This window comes from Pseudomonas flexibilis (genome assembly GCF_000806415.1).
Lineage (GTDB): Bacteria > Pseudomonadota > Gammaproteobacteria > Pseudomonadales > Pseudomonadaceae > Serpens > Serpens flexibilis.
Genome location: NZ_JTAK01000005.1, coordinates 1 through 24696 on the forward strand (window position 1 = coordinate 1; position 24696 = coordinate 24696).

Below are 24696 nucleotides of genomic sequence, written 5' to 3' on the forward strand. Positions count from 1 at the left end.
ACTTATTAGATGGAATGCGTTTCTAGTACTGTACCCGATTAAATATCGGACTTATGTTCATTGCAAGAAAAACAGCCTCCGTAAACCTCACCACCTTTAATCCATACATTAACTATGTAATCGTAGCCGCCTTTTGTTTGGGGCGACAAACGCCACAAGAGCTTTAGCTTGCTGAAGGCAAGCAGTTCTGAATTGTAAGGTGCAGGTGCGTCTTCATTTAAAAGAACGAAGACAACTTCCTCGTAAGAGAGCTCCCAGCGGCGATGCCCATCTGTATGTCGATATTCGCTAATTTTCATAGGCACTTAACGCCCGGCTCACCGAGCAAATTTTTGATGGCGGCTTTTGTGCGTGTTTTTGCACAAAAGGTGACGGCGGAAATTTGTCCTGTGCAGCCGTTTGTTATGCATTTTTCACCAACCCAACCTCAATTGCGAAGCTCTCTAATTTTTTATCAAGCTGGTCTGGGTCTTTATAAAATTCTGTATCCAAACTATCTAGATCTGGCTCATCGCTGCGTTTTCTGATTGCCGCCCAACGCTCAGCTTGATCCTGTGGAACAGGACCATGGCCTATAAGCTCTTCTTTGGCTTTGCGTAATAACCTTAAAGAGTTGGTTGCTCCCAAACGAACAAGCCCAAGCTCTGCATTACGATAGTGCTCGCCGGAAGAATTATCGAAATATTGAACAAAGCCTCCGTTGTAGACTTCGCCGCCGAGCGTATTAACGGAGTAATACAACTTTTCGTCGTCCGACAGAGCACCAAAGCCACCTTCTTGCTTGTAGACTTTATCGACAAGTTCTCTCCACAACGCACGGAAAGGGCAGGTTTTATCCAGTTCTCGCTCTCTTTTGTAATACTCTTTAGCTTGTTCAATGTTCTTACGGGTACCATTTTTACAGGGCATGCAAAGCCCGCCTGTACGCTCAGCCGTACTTGGCAAAACCATTGCTCCGCATTCTGTACATGGAATCTTGTCGCTCATCTCGAACCTTTGAGTGCATAACGTACGGAGCTAAGCGCCACTCGTGCTTGCACGAGTGTGTGACTTAGCGACTGGTTGTCCAGCAATACACACCGCTCTGCGCAGCAGAGCATGTAAATGCAATGAAAACTCAGGACGGTGGAAAATCGAAAAACTTCGGCGCACCGCTGTATAGAGACTCGGGTCGCTCATAGCTACGCTATGCCCGCCCGAGTCTCTATACAGCGGAATAGCTGCTTTTTCGGCTTTCCGCCACCCTGATTCCTTGCCATTTACAGTTCACCTACTACATTGCGTCATATTGTCTGGGAAACAGTGATTAGATGGAATTCCTTTATAACGGAGTTAGACGGCATTCCGTATAACTCCCAAAACTAATCGTTCTTCCTGTTTACTATTTCTTTGAAATCAATAGATTACGCACTCCGTTGCGTGTTAGGCCGAACGCAATCTAATCCAAGCGTTGATGGCGCGACGCTACTATTTCTTTGCGCCCTCTGTCCACCCACAAAAAAGCCCGACCTGAATCCCTCCAGGCCGGGCTTTTTGTCGCACCTACGCCTTACAGCGTCGGGTAGTCGATATACCCCTCCGGGCTCGACCCGTAGAAGGTCTCGAACTTCGGCTCATTAAGCGGCGCATCCAGCTCCAGCCGCTTCACCAGATCCGGGTTGGCAATAAAGGGCACACCGAAGCCCACCGCATCGCACTTGCCGGCCGCCAGCCAGGCATTGCCCTGGTCCTTGGTGAAGCCTTCGTTGGCAATCAGCGCGCCGCCGAACTGTTGCTTCAGTTGCGGAGCAAGGCTGTCTTCGCCGTCCTTCTCGCGGGTGAAGATGAAGGCAATCTTGCGCTTGCCCAGTTCGCGCGCCACGTAGCCGAAGGTTTGGGCCGGGTTGTCGTCGCCCATGTCGTGGCTGTCGCCGCGCGGGGCGAGGTGGACGCCGACGCGGCCGGCGCCCCACACGCCGATCAGCGCGTCGGTGATTTCCAGCAGCAGGCGGGCACGGTTTTCCACCGGGCCGCCGTAGGCGTCGGTGCGCTGGTTGGTGCGGCTCTGCAGGAACTGGTCGATCAGGTAGCCGTTGGCGGCGTGCAGTTCCACGCCGTCGAAGCCGGCTTCCTTGGCATTTTCTGCACCCTTGCGGAAGGCTTCGATCACGCCGGCGATCTCGGCGGTTTCCAGGGCGCGCGGGGTTTCATAGTCCTTCTTCGGGCGCAGCAGGCTCACGTGGCCGGCCGGCTTGAGGGCGCTGGGGGCGACCGGCAGCTGGCCGTCCAGGTAGATCGGATCGGAAATGCGGCCCACGTGCCACAGCTGCAGGACGATCTTGCCGCCGGCGGCGTGCACGGCGTTGGTGACCTTGCGCCAGCCCTGGATCTGTTCGGCGCTCCAGATGCCGGGGGTGTTCGGGTAGCCGACGCCCATCGGGGTGACGGAGGTGGCTTCGGTCAGGATCAGCCCGGCGCTGGCGCGCTGGCGGTAGTACTCGACCATCATCTCGCTGGGCACGCGGCCGACGTCGGCGCGGCAGCGGGTGAGGGGCGCCATGATGATGCGGTTGTTGAGGGCGAGGTCGCCGAGGGTGACGGGGGTAAAAAGGGTGGGCATGGAAGATCCCTGTATTTCCGGTTGGGAGGATGGCAGGAAGATGGGGGCGGGGTGGGGGTTTGCAAGGGACGGGTGCATGGAGCCGAGGGAACCGGTGGTTCGTCCGGTGGCCAACGCGTTGCGTTGACCAGCCTACGGGGGTGGGTGCATCCAATAAAAAACACCCCGGCGGCGCAGGCCGGCGGGGTGTTCGCGTGGGCTGCGCGGCTGTGCATGGAAGCCGCGCAGGGATCACTCGGTTACTGCTTCTGCGGGTCGAACTGCTTGTCCTTGATGAACAGGGCAGGGATCACCCCACAGATGAAGTAGGCCGCGCCCATCACCAGGAAGCCCAGGCCGATGGAGTACTGCGTGGCCAGGAAGCCGATGGCGGCCGGGGCGATGGCCGCACCGATACGACCGATGTTGTAGGCGCCGCCCACGGCGGTGCCGCGGTACTTGGCCTGGAACGACTCGGTCATGTAGGTGGCGTTCACGCCGTAGGGGATGCCGTACAGGAAGCCGAACACGACCAGCATCCACAGGATGGTGTCGGGGCTGTGGTACAGCACGATGATCGGCAGGAACACGGCGGTACCGATGGCGCCGAAGGCGTACACGGCGCGGCGACCGAACTTGTCCGCGGCCATGCCGGCCAGGATCTTGCCGAGGATCATCGCGGTGTAGGTGCCGACCAGGTAGGCGGTCATGGACTTGAAGTTCATGCCCATTTCGGTCTGCAGGTAGGCCGGCATCCAGTTGTTCACGCCGTAGTAGCCGAACTGCAGGAAGCCCGCGGTCAGGCACCAGAAGATGAACATGCTGCGGGCCTGACGGTCGCCGAAGATCATCTTGTAGGCGCTTTCGCGCTTTTCCGGAGCGGCAGCGGTGTCCTTCACGCCTTCGGCCAGCTTCTTGGCCTGCTCGGCCTTGGCCTTGACCCAGGCGGCCGGCTCGGGAACCAGGCGCTGCATGAAGATGGCCAGCAGCACCGGGATGATGGCGACGTAGAACAGGTAGCGCCAGCCATAGGTCGGCAGCAGCCAGCCGGCGAGCAGGGTGGCCACGATGTAGCCCACGGACCAGCCGGCTTGCAGGGTGCCCAGCACGGTGGTGCGGTACTTGGTGGGCACGTATTCGGCCATCAGGGTGTTACAGGCCACGTACAGTGCGCCCAGGCCCAGGGAGGACACGAAGCGGAAGAATGCGAACTGCCAGTAGCTCTGGGTCAGGCCCAGGGCTGCGGTACCGACCGAGAACAGGGCGATGGTCCAGACCACGGTCTTGACGCGACCGAAGCGGTCGCAGGCCCAGCCGCCATAGATGCCGCCGATGGCCATGCCTGCGAGGGTAAAGCTACCCAGGCTGCCGGCCTCCAGGTTGGTCAGGCCGAATTCTTCCTTGAGGCTGGTGAGGCTGTAGGAGAGGAGCATCAGGTCCGCGCCGTCGATCAGTAGACCGAGGAAGCAGAAGATGAAAACGATGATCCAGATTTTGCTCTGCGGGGCGGACAGGCCCGTCGGTGCGGTGGTTGCGGTGGTCATGAAGGAAACCTATGGAATGCGGATGGAGCGGAGCGGGCGCCATGCGCCCGCGATGTCCATGCCGCGGGGCGGGCATGGACATCCGGCCAGGATCAGCGCTGCGCTTCGCGGATCATGTTGCGAGCGATGATCACCTGCTGGATCTGCGTGGTGCCTTCGTAGAGGCGGAACAGGCGCACGTCGCGGTAGAAGCGCTCGATGGCGTATTCGCTGATGTAGCCGGCGCCGCCATGGATCTGCACGCCACGGTCGGCCACGCGGCCGCACATTTCGGTGGCGAACATCTTGGCGCAGGAGGCCTCGGTGCTGACGTTCTGGCCGGCGTCGCGCTTGCGCGCGGCGTCCAGGACCATGCAACGGGCAGCGTAGATTTCGGCCTTGCTGTCGGCCAGCATGCCCTGGATCAGCTGGAACTCGGCGATGGCCTGGCCGAACTGCTTGCGCTCCAGTGCGTACTGCAGGGAGTCAGCCAGCATGCGCTCGGCGGCGCCCACGGACAGGGCGGCGATGTGCAAGCGGCCCTTGTCGAGCACCTTCATGGCGGTCTTGAAGCCGACGCCTTCCTTGCCACCGATCAGGTTCTCGGCCGGTACGCGGACATTCTCGAAGATCACGTCGGCGGTGTGGGCGACTTTCTGGCCCATCTTGTGGTCGCGCTTGCCCACGGTGACGCCGGGGGTGCCGGCTTCGACGATGAACGAGCTGATGCCGCCCGCGCCCTTGATCTCGGGGTTGGTGCGGGCCATCACGGTGAAGATGCCGGCGTGCGGGGCGTTGGTGATGAAGCGCTTGGTGCCGTTGATCACGTAGAAGTCGCCATCGCGCACGGCGGTGGTCTTCAGGGAAGCGGCGTCGGAACCCGAATCCGGCTCGGTCAGGCAGAAGGAGCTGAGGAACTCGCCGGCGGCCAGCTTGGGCAGGTACTTGGCCTTCTGCTCGTCGGTGCCGTCCAGCAGGATGCCGATGGAGCCGATGCCGTTGTTGGTGCCGATGTAGGAGCGGAACGCCGGGGAGGTGCGACCCAGTTCAAAGGCGATGTTCACCTCTTCTTCCATGGTGACGCCCAGGCCGCCGAAGTCCTCCGGAATGGTCAGGCCGAACAGGCCCAGGTCCTTCATCTGCTGGACGATATCGGCCGGCATCTCGTCGGTTTCGGCCACTTCATTCTCACGGGGAATGAGGGTTTCGTTGACGAACTGGCGGATGGTATCCAGCAGGATTTGCAGGGTTTCCGGATCGCGGATCATGTGTACTCCTCGGGGTCCGATCAGTCGGACGTGTCATATCGACGAGGCATGACCCGCGTCGCTATCAGCGGGTACTGGCCTCGATGTTGCTAACCATGTGGACCAGTCGCGGTCCGATGTCCTCTTCCAGCTTTTCGCGCGAGAGCTGGAAACTCGGGCCGCCACAGTTGAACACCAGCAGCCCGTGCTGCGCGTGCACCATGGGCACGGCCACGGCATTCACATCCCGGTGCCATTCGCCGATCGACAGGCAGTAGCCGTAGTCGGCGTAGTCCCGGAAGGCCTTTTCCAGTCCCTTGCGGATCTTCGGCCAGTCCTCCGCGTGTCGCGTGCGGATGTGGTCCAGCAGAAAGTCGCATTCGCTCTCTGGCAGTCCGGCCAGACAGGCGCGTCCCGCCGCACTCAGATGCAGGGGCAGGTGGGTACCCACCTGGCGGCGCATCGTGAGGTTGCCCTGGCCGTGCACCACGTCCAGGTAAACCATCTGCAGCCGGTCCCGGGCCGCCATGGCCACCGCCGCGTTGGCGTGGTTGGCCAGCTGCTCCATCAACGGATGCGCCACCGCCCGGATCGACAGGTTGGAGAGCATCGCGTAGCCGAACGACATGACGCCGACGTCCAGCTGGTATTTCCCACCCGGCAACTGCTTGAGGTAGCCCAGGCGCGTCAGGGTGTACGTCAGCCGGCTCACGGTCGGCCTCGGCAGATTGGCCTTGCGGGCCAGCTCCTGATTGCTCAGCACGCTCTCGCGCGGGCTGAAGCAGCGCAGCAGCTCCAGGCCACGGGCCAGCGCCGTGACGAACTGGCGGTCCTTTTCCTCCTCTTCGAAGGCGGACATCGGGTCGAGCAGCACCCGTTCGACGTCCGAACCGGTCTCCTGCTCAGGGGACCGATCCCTGATCTTGCGCTGCATGGTAGAGCCTCCATTTTCCTAAAATCAAATTTTCGAAATTGTATTCCGCATAGCGGACATTGAGCAAGAGCCGCGAGCTTGGCGGATTTTCCCCGGTTTGCTGGCCAAATTGCAGCGGTTTCGTTCGACCAAAGTCGTAGGTCCGAGGAGTGACATTTACAGAAAACGAACTTCGAACCTATCATTCTGGCGAAACGTGAAATGCAATTTCGCATAGCGGACATTGCTGCATGGTCAGAACCGGAGCAGAGATGAGCCAATCCACCGATCCAGTCGTGCTGCTGGAGTATCCCGTCGACGGCGTCGCCGTCGTGCGCATCAGCCGTCCCGAAGCCAAGAACGCGCTCAATTCGGCCGTTCGTCATCAGCTGGCCGAACACTTCCGGGCGCTGGCCCGGCGCGATGACATCCGCGCCATCGTGTTGACCGGGGGCGAGCAGTTCTTCGTGGCCGGTGCGGATATTAAAGAGTTCGCAACCGCCTCGCCGATTGAGATGTATGGCCGTCACACCGAGTTGCTGTGGGACCCAATTGCCCGTTGCCCGAAGCCAGTCATCGCGGCGGTCAACGGCTTCGCCCTGGGCGGCGGCTGCGAGCTGGCGATGCACTGCGACATCATCGTCGCCGGTGAATCCGCCCGATTCGCCCAACCGGAAGTCAAGCTCGGCCTGATGCCGGGCGCCGGTGGCACCCAGCGGCTGGTTCGCGCGGTCGGCAAGTTCCAGGCCATGCGCATCGCTCTGACCGGCTGCATGGTCAAGGCTCCCGAAGCGCTGGCCATCGGCATGGTCAGCGAAGTGGTGCCGGATGATCAGACCCTGGCCCGCGCCCTGGCCCTGGCCAGCGAAATTGCCGCACTGCCGCCGCTGGCCGTGCAACAGATCAAGGAAGTGATGCTGGCTGGCGCCGACCTGCCGCTGGACAGCGCACTGACCCTGGAACGCAAGGCGTTCCAGCTGCTGTTCGATTCCGCCGATCAGAAGGAAGGCGCCGCCGCCTTCTTCGAGAAGCGCAAACCTACCTATCGCGGGGAGTAAGCATGGCCCGTTCGATCCAAATCATGGGGCTGGTCGGCACCGGCGTGATGGGCGCCGGTATCGCCCAGATCGCCGCCCAGGCCGGCGTGGAAGTCCGTCTGTTCGACGCCCGCGAAGGCGCGGCCCAGGCCGCCCGCGACAACCTGGCGGGTACCTTCGCCAAGCTGGTGGCCAAGGGCAAGATCACCCAGGCATCCGCCGATGCGGCCCTGGCGCTGCTCAAGCCGGTCACCCGAATCGAAGAGCTGGCCGGTTGCGACATGGTGGTGGAAGCCATCGTCGAGAACCTTGACGTCAAGCGCGGCCTGCTCACCCAGCTGGAAGGCATCGTGGATGCCGAGTGCATCTTGGCGACCAATACCTCGTCGCTGTCGGTGAGCGCCATCGCCACAGCCTGCCAGCACCCCGAGCGCGTGGCCGGTTTCCACTTCTTCAACCCGGTGCCGCTGATGAAGGTCGTCGAAGTCATCGACGGCATCGCCACCGAACCCGCCGTCAGCGACGCGCTGCTGGACCTGGCCAAGCGCATGGGCCACACCGGCGTGCGCGCTCAGGATACCCCTGGCTTCATCGTCAACCACGCCGGCCGTGCCTACGGCACCGAGGCCCTGAAGATCCTCGGCGAGGGTGTGGCGCCCAAGGGTGATGTGGACCGCATCCTGCGCGAAGGCGCCGGGTTCCGCATGGGCCCGCTGGAGCTGTTCGACCTGACCGCGCTGGATGTCTCCCATCCGGTGATGGAATCCATCTACACCCAGTTCTATCACGACCCCCGCTACCGTCCCTCGCCGCTGACCCGCCAGATGCTGGTGGCCGGCCGCGTCGGCCGCAAGGTCGGCCAGGGCTTCTACCGCTACGAGAACGGCCAGATGGTCGACGCGCCGCAGCCGCAGCCGGTGCCGACCGTCGAGCAGCTGCCGCCGGTGTGGGTGATGAGCGAGAACGCCGGGGACCAGCAGAAGCTGGTGGCGCTGGTGAAAGCGCTCGGTGCCCGCGTGGAGGAGGGCGAGCGTCCTTCCGACGAGGCCCTGTGCCTGATCGCGCCCTATGGCGATGACGCCACCACCGCCGCCACCTGCTTCGGCGTGGATGCGGCGCGCACCGTTTGTATCGATCTGCTCACCGACCTGTCCCGTCACCGCACCCTGATGATGACTCCGGCCACTCGTCCCGACATGCGCGACGCCGCCCATGCGCTGTTCGCCCGCGATGGCGTGGGCGTGACCGTGATCCGTGACAGCGTCGGCTTCGTGGCCCAGCGTGTGCTGGCCATGGTGGTCAACCTGGCCTGCGACATCGCCCAGCAGCAGATCGCCAGCCCCGAAGACATCGACCAGGCCGTGCGCCTGGGCCTGGGTTACCCCCAGGGTCCGCTGGCCTGGGGCGATAGTCTCGGTCCGCGTCGCCTGCTGACCATACTGGAGCGCATGGTGGACATGACCGGCGACCCGCGTTACCGCCCGAGCCCCTGGCTGCGCCGCCGTGCCCAACTGGGCCTGTCGCTGCGGCAGGCTGAGCCGTCCGCCGTCTAATCCTTCTTCTATATAGGTTTCAACATGCTCAACGCCTACATCTACGCGGGCCTGCGTACTCCCTTCGGTCGCCACGGCGGTGGCCTGGCGCCGGTGCGCCCGGACGACCTGGTCGCCGACGTGATCCGCGAGCTGATCGCCCGCACCGGTATCGACGGCGCTGCCGTCGACGACCTGATCCTGGGCAACACCAACCAGGCCGGCGAAGACAGCCGCAACATTGCCCGCCACGCCGTGCTGCTGGCCGGCCTGCCGGTCACCGTGCCCGGTCAGACCGTCAACCGCCTGTGCGCCAGCGGCCTGGCCGCGGTGATCGACGCTGCTCGCGCCGTCACCTGCGATGAAGGCGAGCTGTTCGTCGCCGGCGGCGTGGAAAGCATGTCCCGCGCGCCGTTCGTCATGGCCAAGGCCGAGAAGGCCTATAGCCGCGACTTCACCGTGTACGACAGCACCATCGGCGCGCGCTTCCCGAACCCGAAGATCATCGCCCAGTTCGGCAACGACACCATGCCGGAGACCGGTGACAACGTGGCCCGTGACTTCGGCATCAGCCGTGAAGAGGCTGACACCTTCGCCGCCGCCTCCCAGGCCAAGTTCGAAGCGGCCCGCCAGGCCGGTTTCTTCGCCGAGGAAATCCTCCCGGTGAGCGTGCCGACCGGCCGCAAGACTCCGCCGGCAATCATTGCCGAGGACGAGCATCCGCGTCCGCAGTCCGACCTGGCCGCGTTGGCCAAGCTGCGTCCGCTGTTCGAGGGCGGCGTGGTCACCGCCGGCAACGCGTCGGGCGTCAACGATGGTGCCGCCGCGCTGCTGATCGGCAGCCAGGCCGCCGGCGAGAAGCACGGCCTCACGCCGATGGCGCGCATCCTGTCGGCGGCCGCCGCCGGCGTCGAGCCGCGCATCATGGGTGTCGGCCCGGTCGAGGCCATCAACAAGGCCGTCGCCCGCGCCGGCCTGACCCTGGCCGACATGGACATCATCGAGATCAACGAAGCCTTCGCCTCCCAGGTGCTGGGCTGCCTGAAGGGCCTGGGCGTCGCCTTCGACGACCCGCGCGTGAACCCGAACGGCGGCGCCATCGCCGTGGGTCACCCGCTGGGCGCCTCCGGTGCCCGTCTGGCGCTGTCCACCGCGCGCGAACTGCAGCGCAGCGGCAAGCGCTACGCGGTCATCAGCCTGTGTATCGGTGTCGGCCAGGGCCTGGCCATGGTCATCGAGCGCGTCTGAGCACACGGCCCTTTCGGCCATTTAAACCAGGTCGGCGGCCTTGCCCGCCGGCCGCGTTGAAAAGGTAAGAGACATGGGTGCATTGAGTGGGATTCGGGTACTGGACCTGAGTCGTGTGTTGGCAGGCCCCTGGTGCGGCCAGATCCTGGCTGACCTGGGCGCTGAAGTGATCAAGGTCGAGCGTCCGCGCGTGGGTGACGACACCCGTGGCTGGGGCCCGCCGTACATGAAGACCCCGGAAGGCGAGAACAGCGCCGAGGCCTCCTATTACCAGTCCGCCAACCGCAACAAGCTGTCGGTGTCCATCAACATCGCCACGCCGGAAGGCCAGGAGCTGGTGCGTGCACTGGCCGCCACCTCCGACGTGCTGATCGAGAACTACAAGGCCGGCTCGCTGGCCAAGTACGGCCTGGACTACGAAAGCCTGTCGAAGCTCAACCCGCGCCTGGTCTACTGCTCGATCACCGGCTTCGGCCAGACCGGCCCGCGCGCCGAAGAGCCGGGCTACGACTTCATCATCCAGGGCATGGGCGGCCTGATGAGCATCACCGGCGAGAAGGACGGCGTGCCCGGCGCCGGCCCGCAGAAGGTGGGCGTGGCCGTGGCCGACGTGATGACCGGCCTGTACTCCACCATCGCTATCCAGGCCGCGCTGCTGGCCCGCGAGAAGACCGGTCGCGGCCAGCACTGCGACATGGCGCTGCTGGACGTGCAGGTGGCGGCGCTGGGCAACCAGAGCCAGAACTACCTGAGCACCGGCCGTTCGCCGGGCCGCCAGGGCAATGCCCACGTGAACATCGTTCCGTACCAGGTGTTCACCGCCAAGGACATGGACTTCATCATCGCCTGCGGCAACGATACCCAGTTCGTCGCCCTGTGCGACGCCATCGGCCTGCCGGAGCTGCCGCTGGATCTGCGCTTCACCAAGAACGCCGACCGCGTGCGCAATCGTGACGTCATCGTCGGCATCCTGTCCGAGCACTTTCTCACCGACACCGCCGACAACTGGGTCTCGAAGATCCACGCCGTGAAGGTGCCGGTCGGTGTGATCAACGACATCGGCCGCGCCCTGGCCGAACCGCAGGTGCTGGCCCGCGACATGCTGGTCAACATCCCGCACGCCCAGAACCCGGACTTCAGGATGGTCGGCAGCCCCGTGAAGCTGTCCGACACCCCGGTCGAGTACAAGCGGCCGGCGCCGATGCTCGGCGAGCACACGGACGAGGTGCTCAGCACCCGCCTGGGGCTGTCCGCCGAAGCCCTGGAGCTGCTCAAGGACAAGGGAGTCATCGAGCAGCTGAAGTAATCGCTGGCTCACTGCCTGAGCTGGAAGTCCCCGGTCGTGTAGCGACGCGACCGGGTCAGCAACACGCAACCACAAGAGAGACAATATGAAACCGTTGATGAAAATGCTGATGGCGGCAGGTGCTGCCGTGTTCCTTCCGCTGATGGGCACGAGCGCCCAGGCCGCGGACTGGCCCGCCAAGAACGTCACCCTGGTGGTTCCCTACGCCGCCGGTGGCACCACCGATATCCTGTCCCGTCGCGTGGCCGACCTGCTGGGCACCGAGCTGGGCGTCACCGTGATCGTCGAGAACCGTCCCGGTGCCGGCACCACGGTCGCCACCGCGCAACTGGCCCGTGTGTCCAAGCGCGATGCCGATTACCGCGTGCTGATGTCCTCCCCGGGACACACCGTGGGTGCCAGCCTCTATCCGCTGTCGTATGATCCGGTGAAGGATTTCCGCTTCATCCAGAACGTCATCGACATCCCCAACGTGCTGGTCGTGCCGGCCAAGAGCAAATACCAGACCTTCGAAGAGTTCGTTGCGGCTGCCAAGACCGAGGCGACTTCCTACAGCTCGCCCGGCATCGGCAGCTCGATCCACATGTCCGGTGAACTGTTCAAGTCGAAGATCGGCGCGCCGAACATGACCCACGTGCCGTTCCGTGGCAGTGGCGAGGCGCTGCCGGCGCTGCTGGCCGGTGACGTGGATTTCTCGTTCGAGAACCTGCCGACCGTCTACCCGATGATCAAGTCCGGTCAACTGCGCGTGCTGGCGGTCACCACCAACGAGCCCTCGCCGTTCCTGCCGGAAGTGCCGACCGTCAAGGCCGCGGGCGTCGCCCACGGGCTGGGCGACTTCGCGACCTCCGCCTGGTTCGGCCTGATCGGCAGCGCTTCGATGTCCGACGAGGCCTACGGCAAGCTGCAGGTGGCGGTGAACAACGTCATGCAGAGCCAGGCCTTCAACGATTTCCTGCCGCAGCTGGGTGCGATTGCCGGCAAGGAATCGGGCGATGCCTTCAAGGCCATGGTCGAACGCGACATCAACCAGTGGGCCGCTCTGGTCGAGGCGACCGGCCTCGGCGAATAAGCGCCTGGAGCTCCACGGGGCGTCGCGGTACGCGGCGCCCCCTGTCTGACTTGGTAGACGTATGAACAACACCGTTATTCGCCAGAAGATGCGCAGGCTCGCCAGCGGCGAGGCCGTCATCAGCCTGGTTCTGATCGCAACGTCGCTGACGTTTCTCTTTTATCTGATTCCCGAATACATCGTGGAGCCGCGCCGACTGCAGTCTCCGCTGCTGTCGCCGCTGATCCTTCCGCAGATCATGGGCTGGATGATCCTGTTGCTGGGCGTCGGCCTGGTGCTGGGCACGCTGTTCGGCCCGCAGCGCGAGCGGGTGGAAAAGAGCACCCCGCTGCGTGACCTGCCGGTCATTCAATGGCTGCTGCCGTTTCTGGCCTTCGCCGTCTACTACTTCGGCTTCGAGGCGCTGGGCGCGGCGGTGTGCGGTGTGCTGGCCACGCTGCTGCTGTTCGTCGCCATGGGCGTGCGGCACATCGGCATCTATCTGCTGGGTGTCGTGATGCCGGTCGGCATCTGCCTGGCCTTCGACTATGGCCTGAACGTTCCCCTGCCGTACGGCAGCCTCTGGGGATATTGAGTTCCCGCTTGATGAGACGATGAGATGGACCAGATCCTCGAGGTGCTCAGCCTTTTCCTGAGCGTGGAAAACATCCTGATGATCGCGCTTGGCGTGGTCATCGGCGTCGTGATCGGCGCCATTCCCGGCCTGACCGCCACCATGGCGGTGGCCCTGGCCCTGCCGTTTACCTTCGGCATGGAACCGGTCACCGCGATCCTGCTGCTGGTCGGCATCTACAAGGGCGGCATGTACGGCGGCTCGATCACCGCCATCCTGATCCGTACCCCCGGCTCGCCGGCGTCGGCCAGCACCCTGCTGGACGGCTACCCGATGGCGCAGAAGGGCGAGGCGAAGAAGGCGCTGTCCATGGCGCTGTACGCGTCCTGCATCGCCGACTTCATCTCCAACCTGTCGCTGATCTTCCTGGCGGGCTTCCTGGCTCAGCTGGCGCTCAGCTTCGGGCCGCCGGAGTATTTCTGGCTGATCTGCTTCTCGCTGACCATCATCATTTCCGTATCCGGCGACTCGGTGATGAAGGGGCTGGTCGCCGCCGCCCTGGGCGTGATCCTCGCCCTGGTTGGCATGGACCCGGTGTACGGCACCGAGCGCCTGACCTTCGGCAACTTCAACCTGATGGACCGCATCAACTTCATTCCGCTGCTGATCGGCCTGTTCGCCATTCCGGAGATCCTCGAGTTCTACCTGTCCAAGGCCCGCGAGCACATCCAGACCGCCGTGGCGGGTGCCGACATGACCTGGCAGGAACTCAAGCGCTGCATGCGCACCATCATGCGCGGCAGCGTCATCGGTGTGATCATCGGCGCCATCCCCGGCACCGGCGCCACCGCCGCCTCGTTCATCTCCTACTCGGAAGCTCGCCGCAATTCGCCCAACCGCGAGAACTTCGGCAAGGGCGAGATCGAAGGCGTGGCCGCCGCCGAGTCGGGCAACAACGCCGTGGCCGGCGCGACCATGATCCCGCTGCTGTCGCTGGGCATCCCCGGGGACGTGATCACCGCAATCATCCTCGGCGCGTTCATGATCCACGGTCTGACCCCCGGCCCGATCCTGTTCCAGGAGAACATGAACCTGATCTATGCGCTGTTCTGCGGCATCATGCTCAGCTCCGTGGTGCTGTTCGGCACCGGCAAGCTGGCGATCCGCTACTTCTCGCGCATCGCCGACGTGCCCAAGCAGATCCTGTTCCCGATCGTGCTGATGTTCTGCATCTACGGCGCCTACGCCGTGAACAACAGCACCTTCGATATCGCGGTTATGCTGGTGTTCGGTCTGGTTGGCTTCATCTTCAACCGCACCGGGTTTGCCGCCGCGCCGTTCCTGATCGGTTTCATCCTCGGGCCGATGCTGGAGGACAACTTCCGGCGTTCCCTGCTGATCAGCAACCACAGTTTCGATGTGTTCGTGCGCAGCCCCATCGACTGGTTCTTCATCGCCCTGACCCTGCTGTCCCTGGGCTTTGCGCTGCACCGCTACATTCAATCGTTACGCAACAACTGATTGCCGCTAATCGGAGACATTATGAAAGTCCTGGTAACCGTCAAACGCGTGGTCGACTACAACGTCAAGGTTCGCGTCAAGGCGGACAACTCCGGCGTCGACCTCGCCAACGTCAAGATGTCGATGAACCCCTTCTGCGAAATTGCCGTGGAAGAAGCGGTTCGTCTGAAGGAAAAGGGCATCGCCAGCGAAATCGTCGTCGTGTCCGTCGGCCCGAACGCCGCACAGGAGCAGCTGCGCACCGCGCTGGCCCTGGGCGCCGACCGCGCCATCCTGGTCGAGAGCAACGAGGAGCTGAACTCCCTGGCCGTGGCCAAGCTGCTCAAGGCCGTGGTCGACAAGGAACAGCCACAGCTGGTCATCCTCGGCAAGCAGGCCATCGACAGCGACAACAACCAGACCGGCCAGATGCTGGCCGCGCTGACCGGCTACGCCCAGGGCACCTTCGCCTCCAAGGTGGAAGTGGCTGGCGACAAGGTCAACGTCACCCGCGAAATCGACGGCGGTCTGCAGACCGTGGCGCTGAGCCTGCCGGCCATCGTCACCACCGACCTGCGTCTGAACGAGCCGCGCTACGCCTCGCTGCCGAACATCATGAAGGCCAAGAAGAAGCCGCTGGACGTGGTCACCCCGGACGCCCTGGGCGTGTCCACCGCCTCCACCGTCAAGACCCTCAAGGTCGAGGCGCCGGCCGCGCGCAGTGCCGGTGTGAAGGTCAAGTCCGTGGCTGAACTGGTCGAGAAACTGAAGAACGAGGCGAAGGTGATCTGATGGCCATCCTGGTAATCGCTGAACACAACAACGCCGCCCTGGCGGCCGTGACCCTGAACACCGTGGCCGCCGCGGCCAAGATCGGTGGCGACATCCACGTGCTGGTCGCCGGCCAGAACGTCGGCGGCGTGGCCGAAGCCGCCGCCAAGATCGCCGGCGTCAGCAAGGTGCTGGTGGCCGACAACGCCGCCTACGCCAACCTGCTGCCGGAAAACGTCGCCCCGCTGATCGCCGAGCTGGGCAAAGGCTATAGCCACGTGCTGGCCCCGGCCACCACCAACGGCAAGAACTACCTGCCGCGCGTGGCCGCCCTGCTGGACGTCGACCAGATCTCCGAAATCGTTGCCGTGGAAAGCGCCGACACCTTCAAGCGCCCGATCTACGCCGGCAACGCCATCGCCACCGTGCAATCCAGCGCGGCGGTGAAGGTGATCACCGTGCGCGGCACCGGCTTCGACCCGGTGGCTGCCGAAGGCGGTTCCGCCGCCATCGAAGCCGTCTCCGGCGCCGCCGATGCCGGCAAGTCCGCTTTCGTTGGCGAAGAGCTGGCCAAGAGCGACCGTCCGGAACTGACCGCCGCCAAGATCGTGGTCTCCGGCGGTCGTGGCATGCAGAACGGCGACAACTTCAAGCTGCTCTACAGCCTGGCCGACAAGCTCGGCGCGGCGGTGGGTGCCTCGCGCGCCGCCGTCGACGCCGGCTTCGTGCCGAACGACATGCAGGTCGGCCAGACCGGCAAGATCGTCGCCCCGCAGCTGTACATCGCGGTGGGTATCTCCGGTGCCATCCAGCACCTGGCGGGCATGAAGGACTCCAAGGTGATCGTCGCGATCAACAAGGACGAAGAAGCCCCGATCTTCCAGGTGGCCGACTACGGCCTGGTGGGTGACCTGTTCGAGGTCGTGCCGGAACTGGAAAAGCTGGTTTGATCCAGTCCGTTCGGTGACATGAAAACCCGCTCCTCGGAGCGGGTTTTTTGTTTGTGGTATGCGCGAACCGTAGATACGTCTTGCCCCCTACGTTGCAAGCGCGCCAGCGTAGGGCGGACAACGTTGTTTTTTGTCCGCCACCCTAAGCCCTGGCACTGGTGCGCAGCGGTAGGGCGGACAACGTTGTTTTTTGTCCGCCACCCTAAGCCCTGGCACTGGTGCGCAGCGGTAGGGCGGACATCGTTGTTTTATCCGCCTCTCCAGGCCCGGCCCGGCGCGGAGCGGCGGACAGGTAAAGCGTTGTCCGCACTACCTTCTGGAGCGGCGTATCGCCCCGGACGCGGCGGCAGGCGCAAGCCGCTTCGGACCGATAGGGCGGTCGGCGCTTTTCCGGCCGCCGATGCGGCTTCCCCGAAGGTCTGTCCGGCCCAGGCACGACGTTTATCCGGCCGCCAGGCGCTGGCACGGCTCGGGCGCAACCTGCCACCGGCACCATGGTCTACCGGTTTCGGCGTCCCCGCCGCATCGCTACTACCAAGGAGAACACCCACATGACGCGTCATCGTTCGGGAAGTCTGGTTGGAATGCTGTTGGTTGCACTGCTCGGCCTGACCGGCTGCTCCACATCGCCCCCCGACGGCATCACGCCGGTCGCGCCGTTCGAGATCGAGCGTTACCTGGGCAAGTGGTACGAGATCGCCCGCCTGGACCACCGCTTCGAGCGGGGACTTTCCAATGTGACGGCCACCTACAGCCAATGGCCGGACGGTGAAGTGAAGGTAATCAACCGGGGCTACAACGACAACAAAGGCGAATATGAAGAGGCGGAAGGCGAAGCCCAATTCATCGGCTCGGAGAACGTCGGCTCGCTGAAGGTCTCCTTCTTCGGCCCCTTTGCGGGTGGTTATCACCTGGTGGCGCTGGACCAGGTGAACTACAGCTGGGCTCTGGTGGCGGGCGCCGATCGGGATTACCTGTGGATCCTCTCCCGCGACAAGCAGCTCGACCCCAAGATCCAGGAGTACCTGGTGCGCCAGGCGGCGCTGCTGGGCTTCGACGTCTCGGAGCTGATCTGGGTGCGCCAGGACCGCGACGACGCCTGACTCCCGGCCCGCACCGTCACCTCCCGTAGGGTGGTCAACGCCCCGCGTTGGCCACCACCGGCAGTCGTGTCAGCCCATGCAACAAGGGCATCACCACCGCCCACACCCCCGCCAGCACCAGCAGACTCGGCAGCAGGCCCCACGGCAGGCCAACCCCGGCCAACTCGGCGCCGGCCAGGTAGGACAGCGGCCCGCCAACCGCACCCAGCAGGCTGGCCCGCCACCAGGGGCGCGCCGTCCAGGCCAGGCAATGGCGCAGCGTGGTGGCGAACAGCGCCCAGAGCAGCGCCAGCCACAGCGGCGCGACCGGGGCGCCAGCGCCGAAGTCGAACAGCCCCAGGTTGAGCAACGCGCTGTCCAGCAGCCAGCCGGCCAACATGGTCAGTGCAACCAGGCGCCATTCGCCGCGCGTCGGCGCCATCCACAGCAGGTGCACCAGCAGGCAGGCGACGGCGACCAGCAACAGCCAGGGCCGCTGCGCGCCCAGCACACAGGCGAACCAGCCAAGCTGGAACAGCCCGGCATTGGCCAGCACGTGCGCCAGCGGCATCAGAACCCCCGCGCCAGCAGCGGCTCGGGACGCGCGGCGGGCTTGGCCAGCAGCAGTTGCGCGGCGCCGATGCTGCGTTCCAGGAAGCCCCCTTCGCAGTAGCACAGGTAGAACTCCCAGAGCCGGTAGAACTGCTCGTCGTAGCCCAGCTGCTCCAGGCTGTGCCGGGCGCGGCGCAGGTTGTCGTGCCACAGGCGCAGGGTGCGCGCGTAGTGCAGGCCGAAGTCCTCCATGTGGTGCAGGTTCAGGTCGGTGTCGCGGCCGACGTTCTCCAGCAGCACCTGCAGCGAGGGCAGGGCGCCGCCCGGGAAGATGTAGCGCTGGATGAAGTCCACCGAGCCCTTGGCCTGTTCGTAGCGCTGGTCGCGGATGGTGATGCTCTGCAGCAGCATCAGGCCGTCGTCCTTGAGCAGTCGCGCGCACTGGCGGAAGTAGGTCGGCAGGTAGCGGTGGCCGACCGCCTCGATCATCTCGATGGACACCAGCTTGTCGTACTGGCCCTCGAGGTCGCGATAGTCCTTGAGCAGCAGGGTGATGCGATCCTGCAGGCCCTGGGCCTCAATGCGCTGGCGGGTGTACTCGTACTGCTCGCGCGACAGGGTGGTGGTGGTCACCCGGCAGCCATAGTGGCTGGCCGCGTACAGCGCCATGCTGCCCCAGCCGGTGCCGATCTCCAGCAGGTGGTCGTCGGGCTGCAGGTCGAGCTTCTCGCAGATGCGCTGCAGCTTGTAGAGCTGCGCCTGTTCCAGGCTGTCCTCGGCACTGCGGAACATGGCCGCCGAGTACATCATGGTCGAATCGAGCAGTTGCTCGAACAGCGCATTGCCCAGGTCGTAGTGGGCGGCGATGTTCTTGCGCGAGCCCCGGCGGGTGTTGCGGTTCAGCCAGTGCAGGCCGTGCAGCAGCGGGTGGCCGAGACGGGCCAGGCCACCCTCCAGACCGTCCAGCACGTTCAGGTTGACGACGAACAGGCGGATCACCGCGGTGAGGTCCGGGCTGCTCCAGTAGCCCTGCATGTAGGCTTCGCCGGCGCCGATCGAGCCGTTGCCGGCCACCATCGGCCAGAACGCCTCGTCGTGCACCTGGATTTCCGCCCGCAGGTGGGCATGGGCATCGGGTTGGCCGAACAGCTGGCGCTCGCCGGCCTCGACCAGGGTCAGCTGGCCATGGCGCAGGTGCGCGAGCTGGCGTAGCAGTCCGCGTTTCAGCAGGCCGGCCCCCAGGCCGTTGGCCAGGAGGCCGCTGCGCGGGGAAGTCAGGTCAGGGCTTTTCATGGGCGGACTCCTGTCGGGCGGTGCGCTGGTCACCGAGAGCGGGTTGGTGATCGAAGATCGGCGTGCGCTTGAGCAGCAGGCGCAACGCCTGCCAGTAAATGCCCAGCAGCGTCTTGCCGGTCATCCAGGGAAAGGCCAGCAGGTGGCGGTGCAGGCTGGCGCGGTCGAGGGGCTCGCGGCGCAGGCCGAGGCCGGCCTCGAAGAGTTTTTCCTCGCCGCGCCAGTCCTCCATGTGGACGAGCAGGCGCTCGTCCGGGCGCGAGAAGCGCATGCGGTACTCGAGGTCGCGAGGCAGGAACGGCGAGACGTGGAAGCTCTTCGGCACGCGGTGGCGCAGCTCGCCCTCGCCGGCCGGGAGGACGTAGTAGTAGCGCTCGCGCCACGGCGTATTGCTCACCTCGCAGAGGATCGCCGCCAGGCGGCCGTCGGCCTCGTGGCAGAAGAAGACGCTCAGCGGGTTGAACGCCAGGCCCCAGCTGCGCGGCTGGGTGAGCAGGCAGACGCGACCCTGCGGGCGGTGGCCGAGCGCCGCCTCGACCCGCTCGCGCACCGCGTCGATCAGCCGTTCGCCGTGGCGGGTGTGTTCGGGCAGGTGATCGGTTTCGCGGAAGGCGAAGGGCGCGAAGCGTGAGCGCCCGGCCAGCGGCGACAGGCCGAGCACCTGCTCTTGTTCGTCGAGGTCCAGGTAGAGCATGCCGATGCGGTAGCGGAAGGCATGCGCGCGCGGGCTGAAGCGCCGGTGGCTGACCCAGCCATGGTAGAGCGCGCTGTTCACAGCGCCTCCCCGAACGCGGCGGCCACGCGCAGGGCGCTGACCACGCCGTCCTCATGGAAGCCGTTGGCCCAGTAGGCGCCGCAGTAGTAGCTGTGCCGCTCGCCGAGCAGTTCCCGCCAGCGCTCCTGGGCGGCCAGTCCGGCCAGGCTGTACTGGGGGTGGGCGTAGGTGAAGCGGGCGAGGATGCGCGCCGGGTCGATGGCGGCGGTCTGGTTGAGGCTGACGCAGAAGGTGGTGTCGCTGTCGATGCCCTGCAGGATGTTCATGTTGTAGGTGACGGCGGCCGGCTGGTCGGCCGGCCCGCCCAGGCGATAGTTCCAGCTCGCCCAGGCCAGGCGCCGCGCCGGCAGCAGGCGGGTGTCGGTGTGCAGTACCACATCGTTGTCGGCGTAGCGCAGCGCGCCGAGAATCTCGCGCTCGGCCTCGCTGGGGTCGGCAAGCAGCGCCAGGGCCTGGTCGCTGTGGCAGGCGAACACCACCTTGTCGAAGCGCTCGCGCCCGGCGGCGCTGTGCACGGTCACGCCGTCGGCGTCGCGCTCGACGCGTTGCACCGGGCAGTTCAGGCGAATGCCCTCGGCAAAGCCCGCGCTCAGCGGCTCGATGTAGCTGCGCGAGCCGCCTTCGATCACCCGCCATTGCGGCCGGTCGTTGACCGACAGCAGCCCGTGGTTCTTGCAGAAGCGCACGAAGAACTGCAGCGGGAAGTCCAGCATGGCGGCCAGCGACATGGACCAGATCGCCGAGCCCATGGGCACGATGTAGTGGTCGATGAAGCGCGCGCCGTAGCCATTGCGGCGCAGGTAGTCGCCAAGGGTCATGTCGGCGGGGATGCGCTGCTGTTCGAGGTCCTGCAGTGCCTGTTTGTTGAAGCGCAGGATGTCGCGCAACATGCCCCAGAAGCCCGGCGACACCAGGTTGCGCCGCTGGGCGAACAGGCTGTTGAGGTTGTGGCCGTTGTACTCCAGGTCGCTGCGCGGATCGCGCACCGAGAAGCTCATCTCGGTCGGCCGCGAGGCCACGCCGAGCTGGTCGAGCAGGCGGATGAAGTTCGGGTAGGTCCAGTCGTTGTAGACGATGAACCCGGTGTCGATGGCGTAGCGGCGGCCGTCCACCGTGACATCCACGGTGTGGGTGTGGCCGCCGAGCCGGGTGTCGGCCTCGAACAGGGTGACGCTATGGCGGCGGCTGAGCAGGTGGGCGGCGGTCAGGCCGGCGATGCCGCTGCCGATCAGTGCGATATTCATGGGGTGCGATCTTCCGTGGTGGTGCGGGCCATGCGCTTGCCCAGGGCAAGCTGCAGGCGTTGGGGTAACAGGGCGAGCAGGCGCAGCGTGGCGATGAACGGCGTCGGGAAGGCGATCTCCAGTGGCCGGCGGTCCAGGCGCGCGGCGATGTGGCGGGCGGCCTTGTCCACCGGCCAGCGCAGAGGCATGGGGAAATCGTTCTGGCGGGTCAGCGGGGTGTCGACGAACCCGGGGCTGACCAGGGTGACGTCGATGCCCTCGGCGGCCAGGTCGACGCGCAGCGATTCGCACAGGTAGCGCAGCGCCGCCTTGGAGGCGCCGTAGGCCTCGGCGCGCGGTAACGCCAGCCAGGTCACCGAGCTGCCGACCGCCACCAGGTGCGGGCATTCGCCGCGGCGCAGCAAGGGCAGCGCGGCTTCCAGGCAGTAGGCCACCGACAGCACGTTGGCGCGCATCACCCGTTCGATCAGCGCCGCCTCGAAGCGGCGTACTTCCAGGTATTCGCAGGTGCCGGCATTGAGGATCACCTGGTCCAGCGCGCCCCATTCCTCGGCGATGCGTGCGCCGATGGCCGGCACCTGTTCGGCGTCGCCCAGGTCGCCGGGGACCACCAGTACCTGTCCCGGCCAGCGTGCCGCCAGCTGTTCCAGCGGCTCCGTGCGCCGGGCGCTGAGCGCCAGCCGGTGTCCCCGGACCAGCAGTTGTTCGGCCAGCGCGGCCCCGATGCCGCTGCTGGCGCCGGTCAGCCAGATACGTTTCATGACAGCCTCCGTTTCAGCCAGCCGATCAGCGTGCCGAGCACTGGCAAGTGCTCGTAGAGCAACGCCCCGGCGTCGAAGTAGTCGCGATGCAGATACACGCGGCCCTGGGACCAGCGCAGGTAGGAACAGCCGTCCACCTCGATCGGCGCGCCGCCGCGCAGGCGCGGGTGGCGGTAGCGCATGGTCCAGCGCAGGTAGCCGGCGCCGGCGGCGCTCTGCTCGAAGCCGTGGAAGTCGAACTGCAGGTCCTGCACATTGGCGTACAGCGCGGCGAAGTAATCGCGCAGCGCGGCCAGCCCCTCCACCCGGTGCAGCGGGTCCTGGAAGCGGATGTCCTCGGTGTACAGCTGGCCCAGGCGGTCGAGGCTGCCGGCGTCGAGGGCGGCGAAGCGTCTGGCGAAGAGGGGCAGGAAGTCACTCATGGTCGGTCTCCCGTGATGGCAGGTCGCGGAACGCGGCCAGCGCCCGGGCGCGGCTGGCGGAGAGGTCCACCAGCGGACGCGGGTAATTCGGTGCGCCAAACAGGCCGCCGAGGGCGGCGGGTTCGTGGATGGCGCGGTTGTCCAGGTGCGCCAGTTCCGGCAGCCAGTGGCGGATGAAGCGCCCGTACGGATCGAAGCGGCGCGACTGGCTGATCGGGTTGAACAGGCGGAAATAGGGCACCGCGTCGGTGCCGGTGGAGGCGCTCCACTGCCAGCCGCCGTTGTTGGCGGCCAGGTCGCCGTCGATCAGCTGACCCATGAAGAAGCGCTCGCCGGCGCGCCAGTCGATCAGCAGGTTCTTGCTGAGGAACATGGCCACCAGCATGCGCAGGCGGTTGTGCATCCAGCCGGTGGCGGCGAGCTGGCGCATGGCGGCATCGATCAACGGAAAGCCGGTACGCCCGGCCTGCCAGGCTGCCAGCTCCCCTGGAGCATCGCGCCAGGGCAGCGCCTCGGTTTCCGGGCGGAAGGCGCGGTGCCGGGAGACGCGGGGAAAGCCGACCAGCACGTGCTTGTAGAACTCGCGCCACAGCAGCTCGTTGATCCAGGCCACCGCGCCCGGCTGGCCGCTGGCGAACTCGCCCTGGTTGGCGCGCAGCGCGGCGTGCAGGCATTGCCGGGGCGACAGCACGCCGGCGGCCAGGTAGGGCGACAGCTGGCTGGTGCCGGGCAGGGCGGGCAGGTCGCGGCAGCGGTCGTAGTCGGCCAGGTGTTCATCGACGAAGCGCTGCAGGCGGTCGAGGGCGTGGCCTTCGCCGGCCAGCCACAGCTGGCGCAGTGTTTCGTTCGGCCGTGCGAAGCCGGCCACGCTGTCGGGCAGCGAATCGCCCTCGACCGCCAGCGGCGCCTGCGGCTGGGGACGCGGCAGGCAGTCGGGCAGGGCGTCGTGCAGGCGCGCATGGGCGACCTTGCGGAACTGGCTGAACACCTTGAAGTAGCCACCGGAGCGGGTCAGCAGGCTGCCGGGGGCGAACAGCAACTGGTCCAGATGGCGACGGAAACCGACGCCCTGGGCGGCCAGCCGGTCGGCCACCGCCTGGTCGCGCGCTGCTTCGTTCAGTCCGTACTCGTCGTTGACCTGCACGCAGCCGATACCGTGCGTCTGGCACAGCTCGGCCAGTACGGCGGGCGCGGCGTCCCAGCGTTCGGCCTGGCGGATCAGCAGCGGCACGTTGAGGGCGTTCAGCTGCAGGCGCAGTTCCGTCAGGTTGCGCAGCCAGAAGTCGATCTTGCAGGGTGCGTCGTCATGGGCGCACCACTGGCCGGGGGTGATCAGGTAGACCGCCAGGGTCGGCCCGGCCGCCAGGGCGGCGTGCAGGGCGCGGTTGTCATGCACGCGCAGGTCGCTGCGCAGCCAGATCAGCTGGCGCATGGTGCACCTCCACCGAGCAGACCCAGGTGGTGCAGCTGTCCCAGGGCCTCCAGCGGATCGCCCGACACGTGCAGGTTGCCGAGTTCCTGCAGGGCATCCGGATGAATGGCCACCGCCGGACCGCAGAGCAGCCGGGGGCAGGCGATGTCGTTCAGCAGTTGGCGCAGCCGGGGAAGACCGAGCGGCTGGTCGCCGCACAGCAGCACTGCGCGAGGATTCAACTGGTGCACCGCGACCGCCAGCTGCGGCGGCGGCACCGGCCAATCGAGCACCTGCACCGGGCACTCGGCGTCGCTGGCCAGCCAGGCGCACAGCCACAGGTCCGGCTCCATGGGCTGCTCGCCCAGGTTGAGCATCAGCAGCGGCGCGCCGCCGTGCTGGCGGTTGCAGTGATACAGGCGCGCGCCCAGCTTGCTGCGCAGCCAGGACAGGAAGAACACCTGCTCCAGCTGCGCGCCGGGCTGGCGCCAGCGCCGGCGCAGGCCATCGAGCAGCGGCAACAGCAGGTGCCGGCACAGGGTGGTGGCGGGATAGAGCGCCATGGCGCGGTTGAAGCAGTCGTCCAGGGCGCGCTCGGCCAGCTCCTCGATGCAGCTTTGCAACTGGTTGCGCCGTTCCTGCCAGGAGGTGTCTTCCAGAGGCTTGGCCGGACGCTGTGCATCCAGCAGCCCCTTGACCTGGCCCACCGCCACGCCACGCTCCAGCCAGTCGAGCACCTGGCGGATCTGCTCGACCTGCGCGTGGGAGTACAGCCGATGGCCCTTGGGCGTGCGCTGCGGCAGGATCAGCCCGTAGCGGCGTTCCCAGGCGCGCAGGGTGACCGGGTTGACGCCGGTCAGCCGGGCCACGTCGCGGATCGGCAGCAGCTCGGAGGCGCTGCCTGGGAGGTCGAGGGTCTCGTTCAT

24 protein-coding genes are annotated in these 24696 nt (G+C 65.6%); 10 read left to right on the forward strand and 14 right to left on the reverse strand.

Annotation, left to right across the window (positions count from 1 at the left end):
- Positions 1-38: 38 nt before the first annotated feature.
- The 6 genes from PT85_RS18060 to PT85_RS12295 all read right to left on the reverse strand — a co-directional run bounded on the left by PT85_RS18060 (position 39) and on the right by PT85_RS12295 (position 6282).
- Positions 39-299: a hypothetical protein gene (locus PT85_RS18060; RefSeq protein WP_156143285.1), complete on the reverse strand. Its 261-nt coding sequence runs from the start codon at positions 297-299 to the stop codon at positions 39-41.
- A gap of 103 nt (positions 300-402) precedes the next feature.
- Complete coding sequence (locus PT85_RS17795) at positions 403-987, reverse strand: DMP19 family protein (protein ID WP_074467557.1); 585 nt, start codon at positions 985-987, stop codon at positions 403-405.
- Between the two features lie 562 nt (positions 988-1549).
- Positions 1550-2599, reverse strand: coding sequence for an alkene reductase (locus PT85_RS12280; protein WP_039606798.1), 1050 nt, complete (start codon positions 2597-2599; stop codon positions 1550-1552).
- A 239-nt stretch (positions 2600-2838) separates the two neighbouring features.
- The gene (locus PT85_RS12285; RefSeq protein ID WP_039606799.1) at positions 2839-4122 is read right to left on the reverse strand and encodes an MFS transporter; all 1284 of its coding nucleotides are present in this window, start codon (positions 4120-4122) and stop codon (positions 2839-2841) included.
- Between the two features lie 92 nt (positions 4123-4214).
- Positions 4215-5369: an acyl-CoA dehydrogenase family protein gene (locus tag PT85_RS12290; RefSeq protein ID WP_039606800.1), complete on the reverse strand. Its 1155-nt coding sequence runs from the start codon at positions 5367-5369 to the stop codon at positions 4215-4217.
- 64 nt (positions 5370-5433) lie between these two features.
- Positions 5434-6282: an IclR family transcriptional regulator gene (locus PT85_RS12295; RefSeq protein WP_027591722.1), complete on the reverse strand. Its 849-nt coding sequence runs from the start codon at positions 6280-6282 to the stop codon at positions 5434-5436.
- Positions 6283-6533: 251 nt separating this feature from the next.
- Between PT85_RS12295 and PT85_RS12300 the strand changes: the two genes are divergently transcribed.
- The 10 genes from PT85_RS12300 (at position 6534) to PT85_RS12345 (ending at position 17333) form a co-directional block, all read left to right on the forward strand.
- Positions 6534-7319 (forward strand): enoyl-CoA hydratase, encoded by a 786-nt coding sequence (locus PT85_RS12300; RefSeq protein WP_027591723.1) that lies wholly within the window; start codon positions 6534-6536, stop codon positions 7317-7319.
- Positions 7320-7321: 2 nt separating this feature from the next.
- Positions 7322-8851 carry a 3-hydroxyacyl-CoA dehydrogenase gene (locus PT85_RS12305; protein WP_039562661.1) on the forward strand — a complete coding sequence of 510 codons (1530 nt, stop codon included), beginning with the start codon at positions 7322-7324 and terminating at the stop codon, positions 8849-8851.
- A 24-nt stretch (positions 8852-8875) separates the two neighbouring features.
- Positions 8876-10078 (forward strand): 3-oxoadipyl-CoA thiolase, encoded by a 1203-nt coding sequence (locus tag PT85_RS12310; RefSeq protein WP_039606801.1) that lies wholly within the window; start codon positions 8876-8878, stop codon positions 10076-10078.
- Positions 10079-10151: 73 nt separating this feature from the next.
- On the forward strand, positions 10152-11384 hold the full coding sequence (locus PT85_RS12315; RefSeq protein WP_039606802.1) for a CaiB/BaiF CoA transferase family protein: 1233 nt from the start codon (positions 10152-10154) through the stop codon (positions 11382-11384).
- Positions 11385-11469: 85 nt separating this feature from the next.
- On the forward strand, positions 11470-12456 hold the full coding sequence (locus PT85_RS12320) for a Bug family tripartite tricarboxylate transporter substrate binding protein (RefSeq protein WP_039562665.1): 987 nt from the start codon (positions 11470-11472) through the stop codon (positions 12454-12456).
- Between the two features lie 61 nt (positions 12457-12517).
- A complete protein-coding gene (locus PT85_RS12325) occupies positions 12518-13030 on the forward strand; it encodes a tripartite tricarboxylate transporter TctB family protein (RefSeq protein WP_052237670.1) in 513 nt (170 codons plus the stop codon).
- A 24-nt stretch (positions 13031-13054) separates the two neighbouring features.
- Positions 13055-14530 (forward strand): tripartite tricarboxylate transporter permease, encoded by a 1476-nt coding sequence (locus tag PT85_RS12330; protein WP_039606803.1) that lies wholly within the window; start codon positions 13055-13057, stop codon positions 14528-14530.
- 21 nt (positions 14531-14551) lie between these two features.
- Complete coding sequence (locus PT85_RS12335) at positions 14552-15301, forward strand: electron transfer flavoprotein subunit beta/FixA family protein (protein WP_039606804.1); 750 nt, start codon at positions 14552-14554, stop codon at positions 15299-15301.
- The gene (locus tag PT85_RS12340) at positions 15301-16230 is read left to right on the forward strand and encodes an electron transfer flavoprotein subunit alpha/FixB family protein (protein WP_039606805.1); all 930 of its coding nucleotides are present in this window, start codon (positions 15301-15303) and stop codon (positions 16228-16230) included. Before PT85_RS12335 ends, PT85_RS12340 begins: the two co-directional genes overlap by 1 nt.
- A 551-nt stretch (positions 16231-16781) precedes the next feature.
- A complete protein-coding gene (locus PT85_RS12345; protein ID WP_039606806.1) occupies positions 16782-17333 on the forward strand; it encodes a lipocalin family protein in 552 nt (183 codons plus the stop codon).
- Between the two features lie 34 nt (positions 17334-17367).
- Here the strand turns inward: PT85_RS12345 and PT85_RS12350 are convergent, their stop codons facing one another.
- The 8 genes from PT85_RS12350 to PT85_RS12385 are packed head-to-tail and all read right to left on the reverse strand — an operon-like array spanning position 17368 to position 24696.
- The gene (locus tag PT85_RS12350) at positions 17368-17883 is read right to left on the reverse strand and encodes a DUF2878 domain-containing protein (protein ID WP_039606807.1); all 516 of its coding nucleotides are present in this window, start codon (positions 17881-17883) and stop codon (positions 17368-17370) included.
- A complete protein-coding gene (locus tag PT85_RS12355; RefSeq protein ID WP_039606808.1) occupies positions 17883-19157 on the reverse strand; it encodes an SAM-dependent methyltransferase in 1275 nt (424 codons plus the stop codon). The genes PT85_RS12350 and PT85_RS12355 overlap by 1 nt, the downstream gene beginning before the upstream one ends.
- Positions 19144-19932, reverse strand: a complete 789-nt coding sequence (locus tag PT85_RS12360) for a DUF1365 domain-containing protein (protein WP_039606809.1) — start codon at positions 19930-19932, stop codon at positions 19144-19146. The genes PT85_RS12355 and PT85_RS12360 overlap by 14 nt, the downstream gene beginning before the upstream one ends.
- Positions 19929-21176: an NAD(P)/FAD-dependent oxidoreductase gene (locus PT85_RS12365; protein ID WP_039606810.1), complete on the reverse strand. Its 1248-nt coding sequence runs from the start codon at positions 21174-21176 to the stop codon at positions 19929-19931. Before PT85_RS12365 ends, PT85_RS12360 begins: the two co-directional genes overlap by 4 nt.
- A complete protein-coding gene (locus PT85_RS12370) occupies positions 21173-21937 on the reverse strand; it encodes an SDR family NAD(P)-dependent oxidoreductase (protein WP_039606811.1) in 765 nt (254 codons plus the stop codon). Before PT85_RS12370 ends, PT85_RS12365 begins: the two co-directional genes overlap by 4 nt.
- On the reverse strand, positions 21934-22359 hold the full coding sequence (locus tag PT85_RS12375; protein ID WP_027590254.1) for a nuclear transport factor 2 family protein: 426 nt from the start codon (positions 22357-22359) through the stop codon (positions 21934-21936). Before PT85_RS12375 ends, PT85_RS12370 begins: the two co-directional genes overlap by 4 nt.
- Entirely contained in the window at positions 22352-23791 is a 1440-nt protein-coding gene (phrB, locus tag PT85_RS12380; protein ID WP_039606812.1) for a deoxyribodipyrimidine photo-lyase, read from the reverse strand. The genes PT85_RS12375 and phrB overlap by 8 nt, the downstream gene beginning before the upstream one ends.
- On the reverse strand, positions 23779-24696 hold the full coding sequence (locus PT85_RS12385) for a MerR family transcriptional regulator (protein WP_039560352.1): 918 nt from the start codon (positions 24694-24696) through the stop codon (positions 23779-23781). Before PT85_RS12385 ends, phrB begins: the two co-directional genes overlap by 13 nt.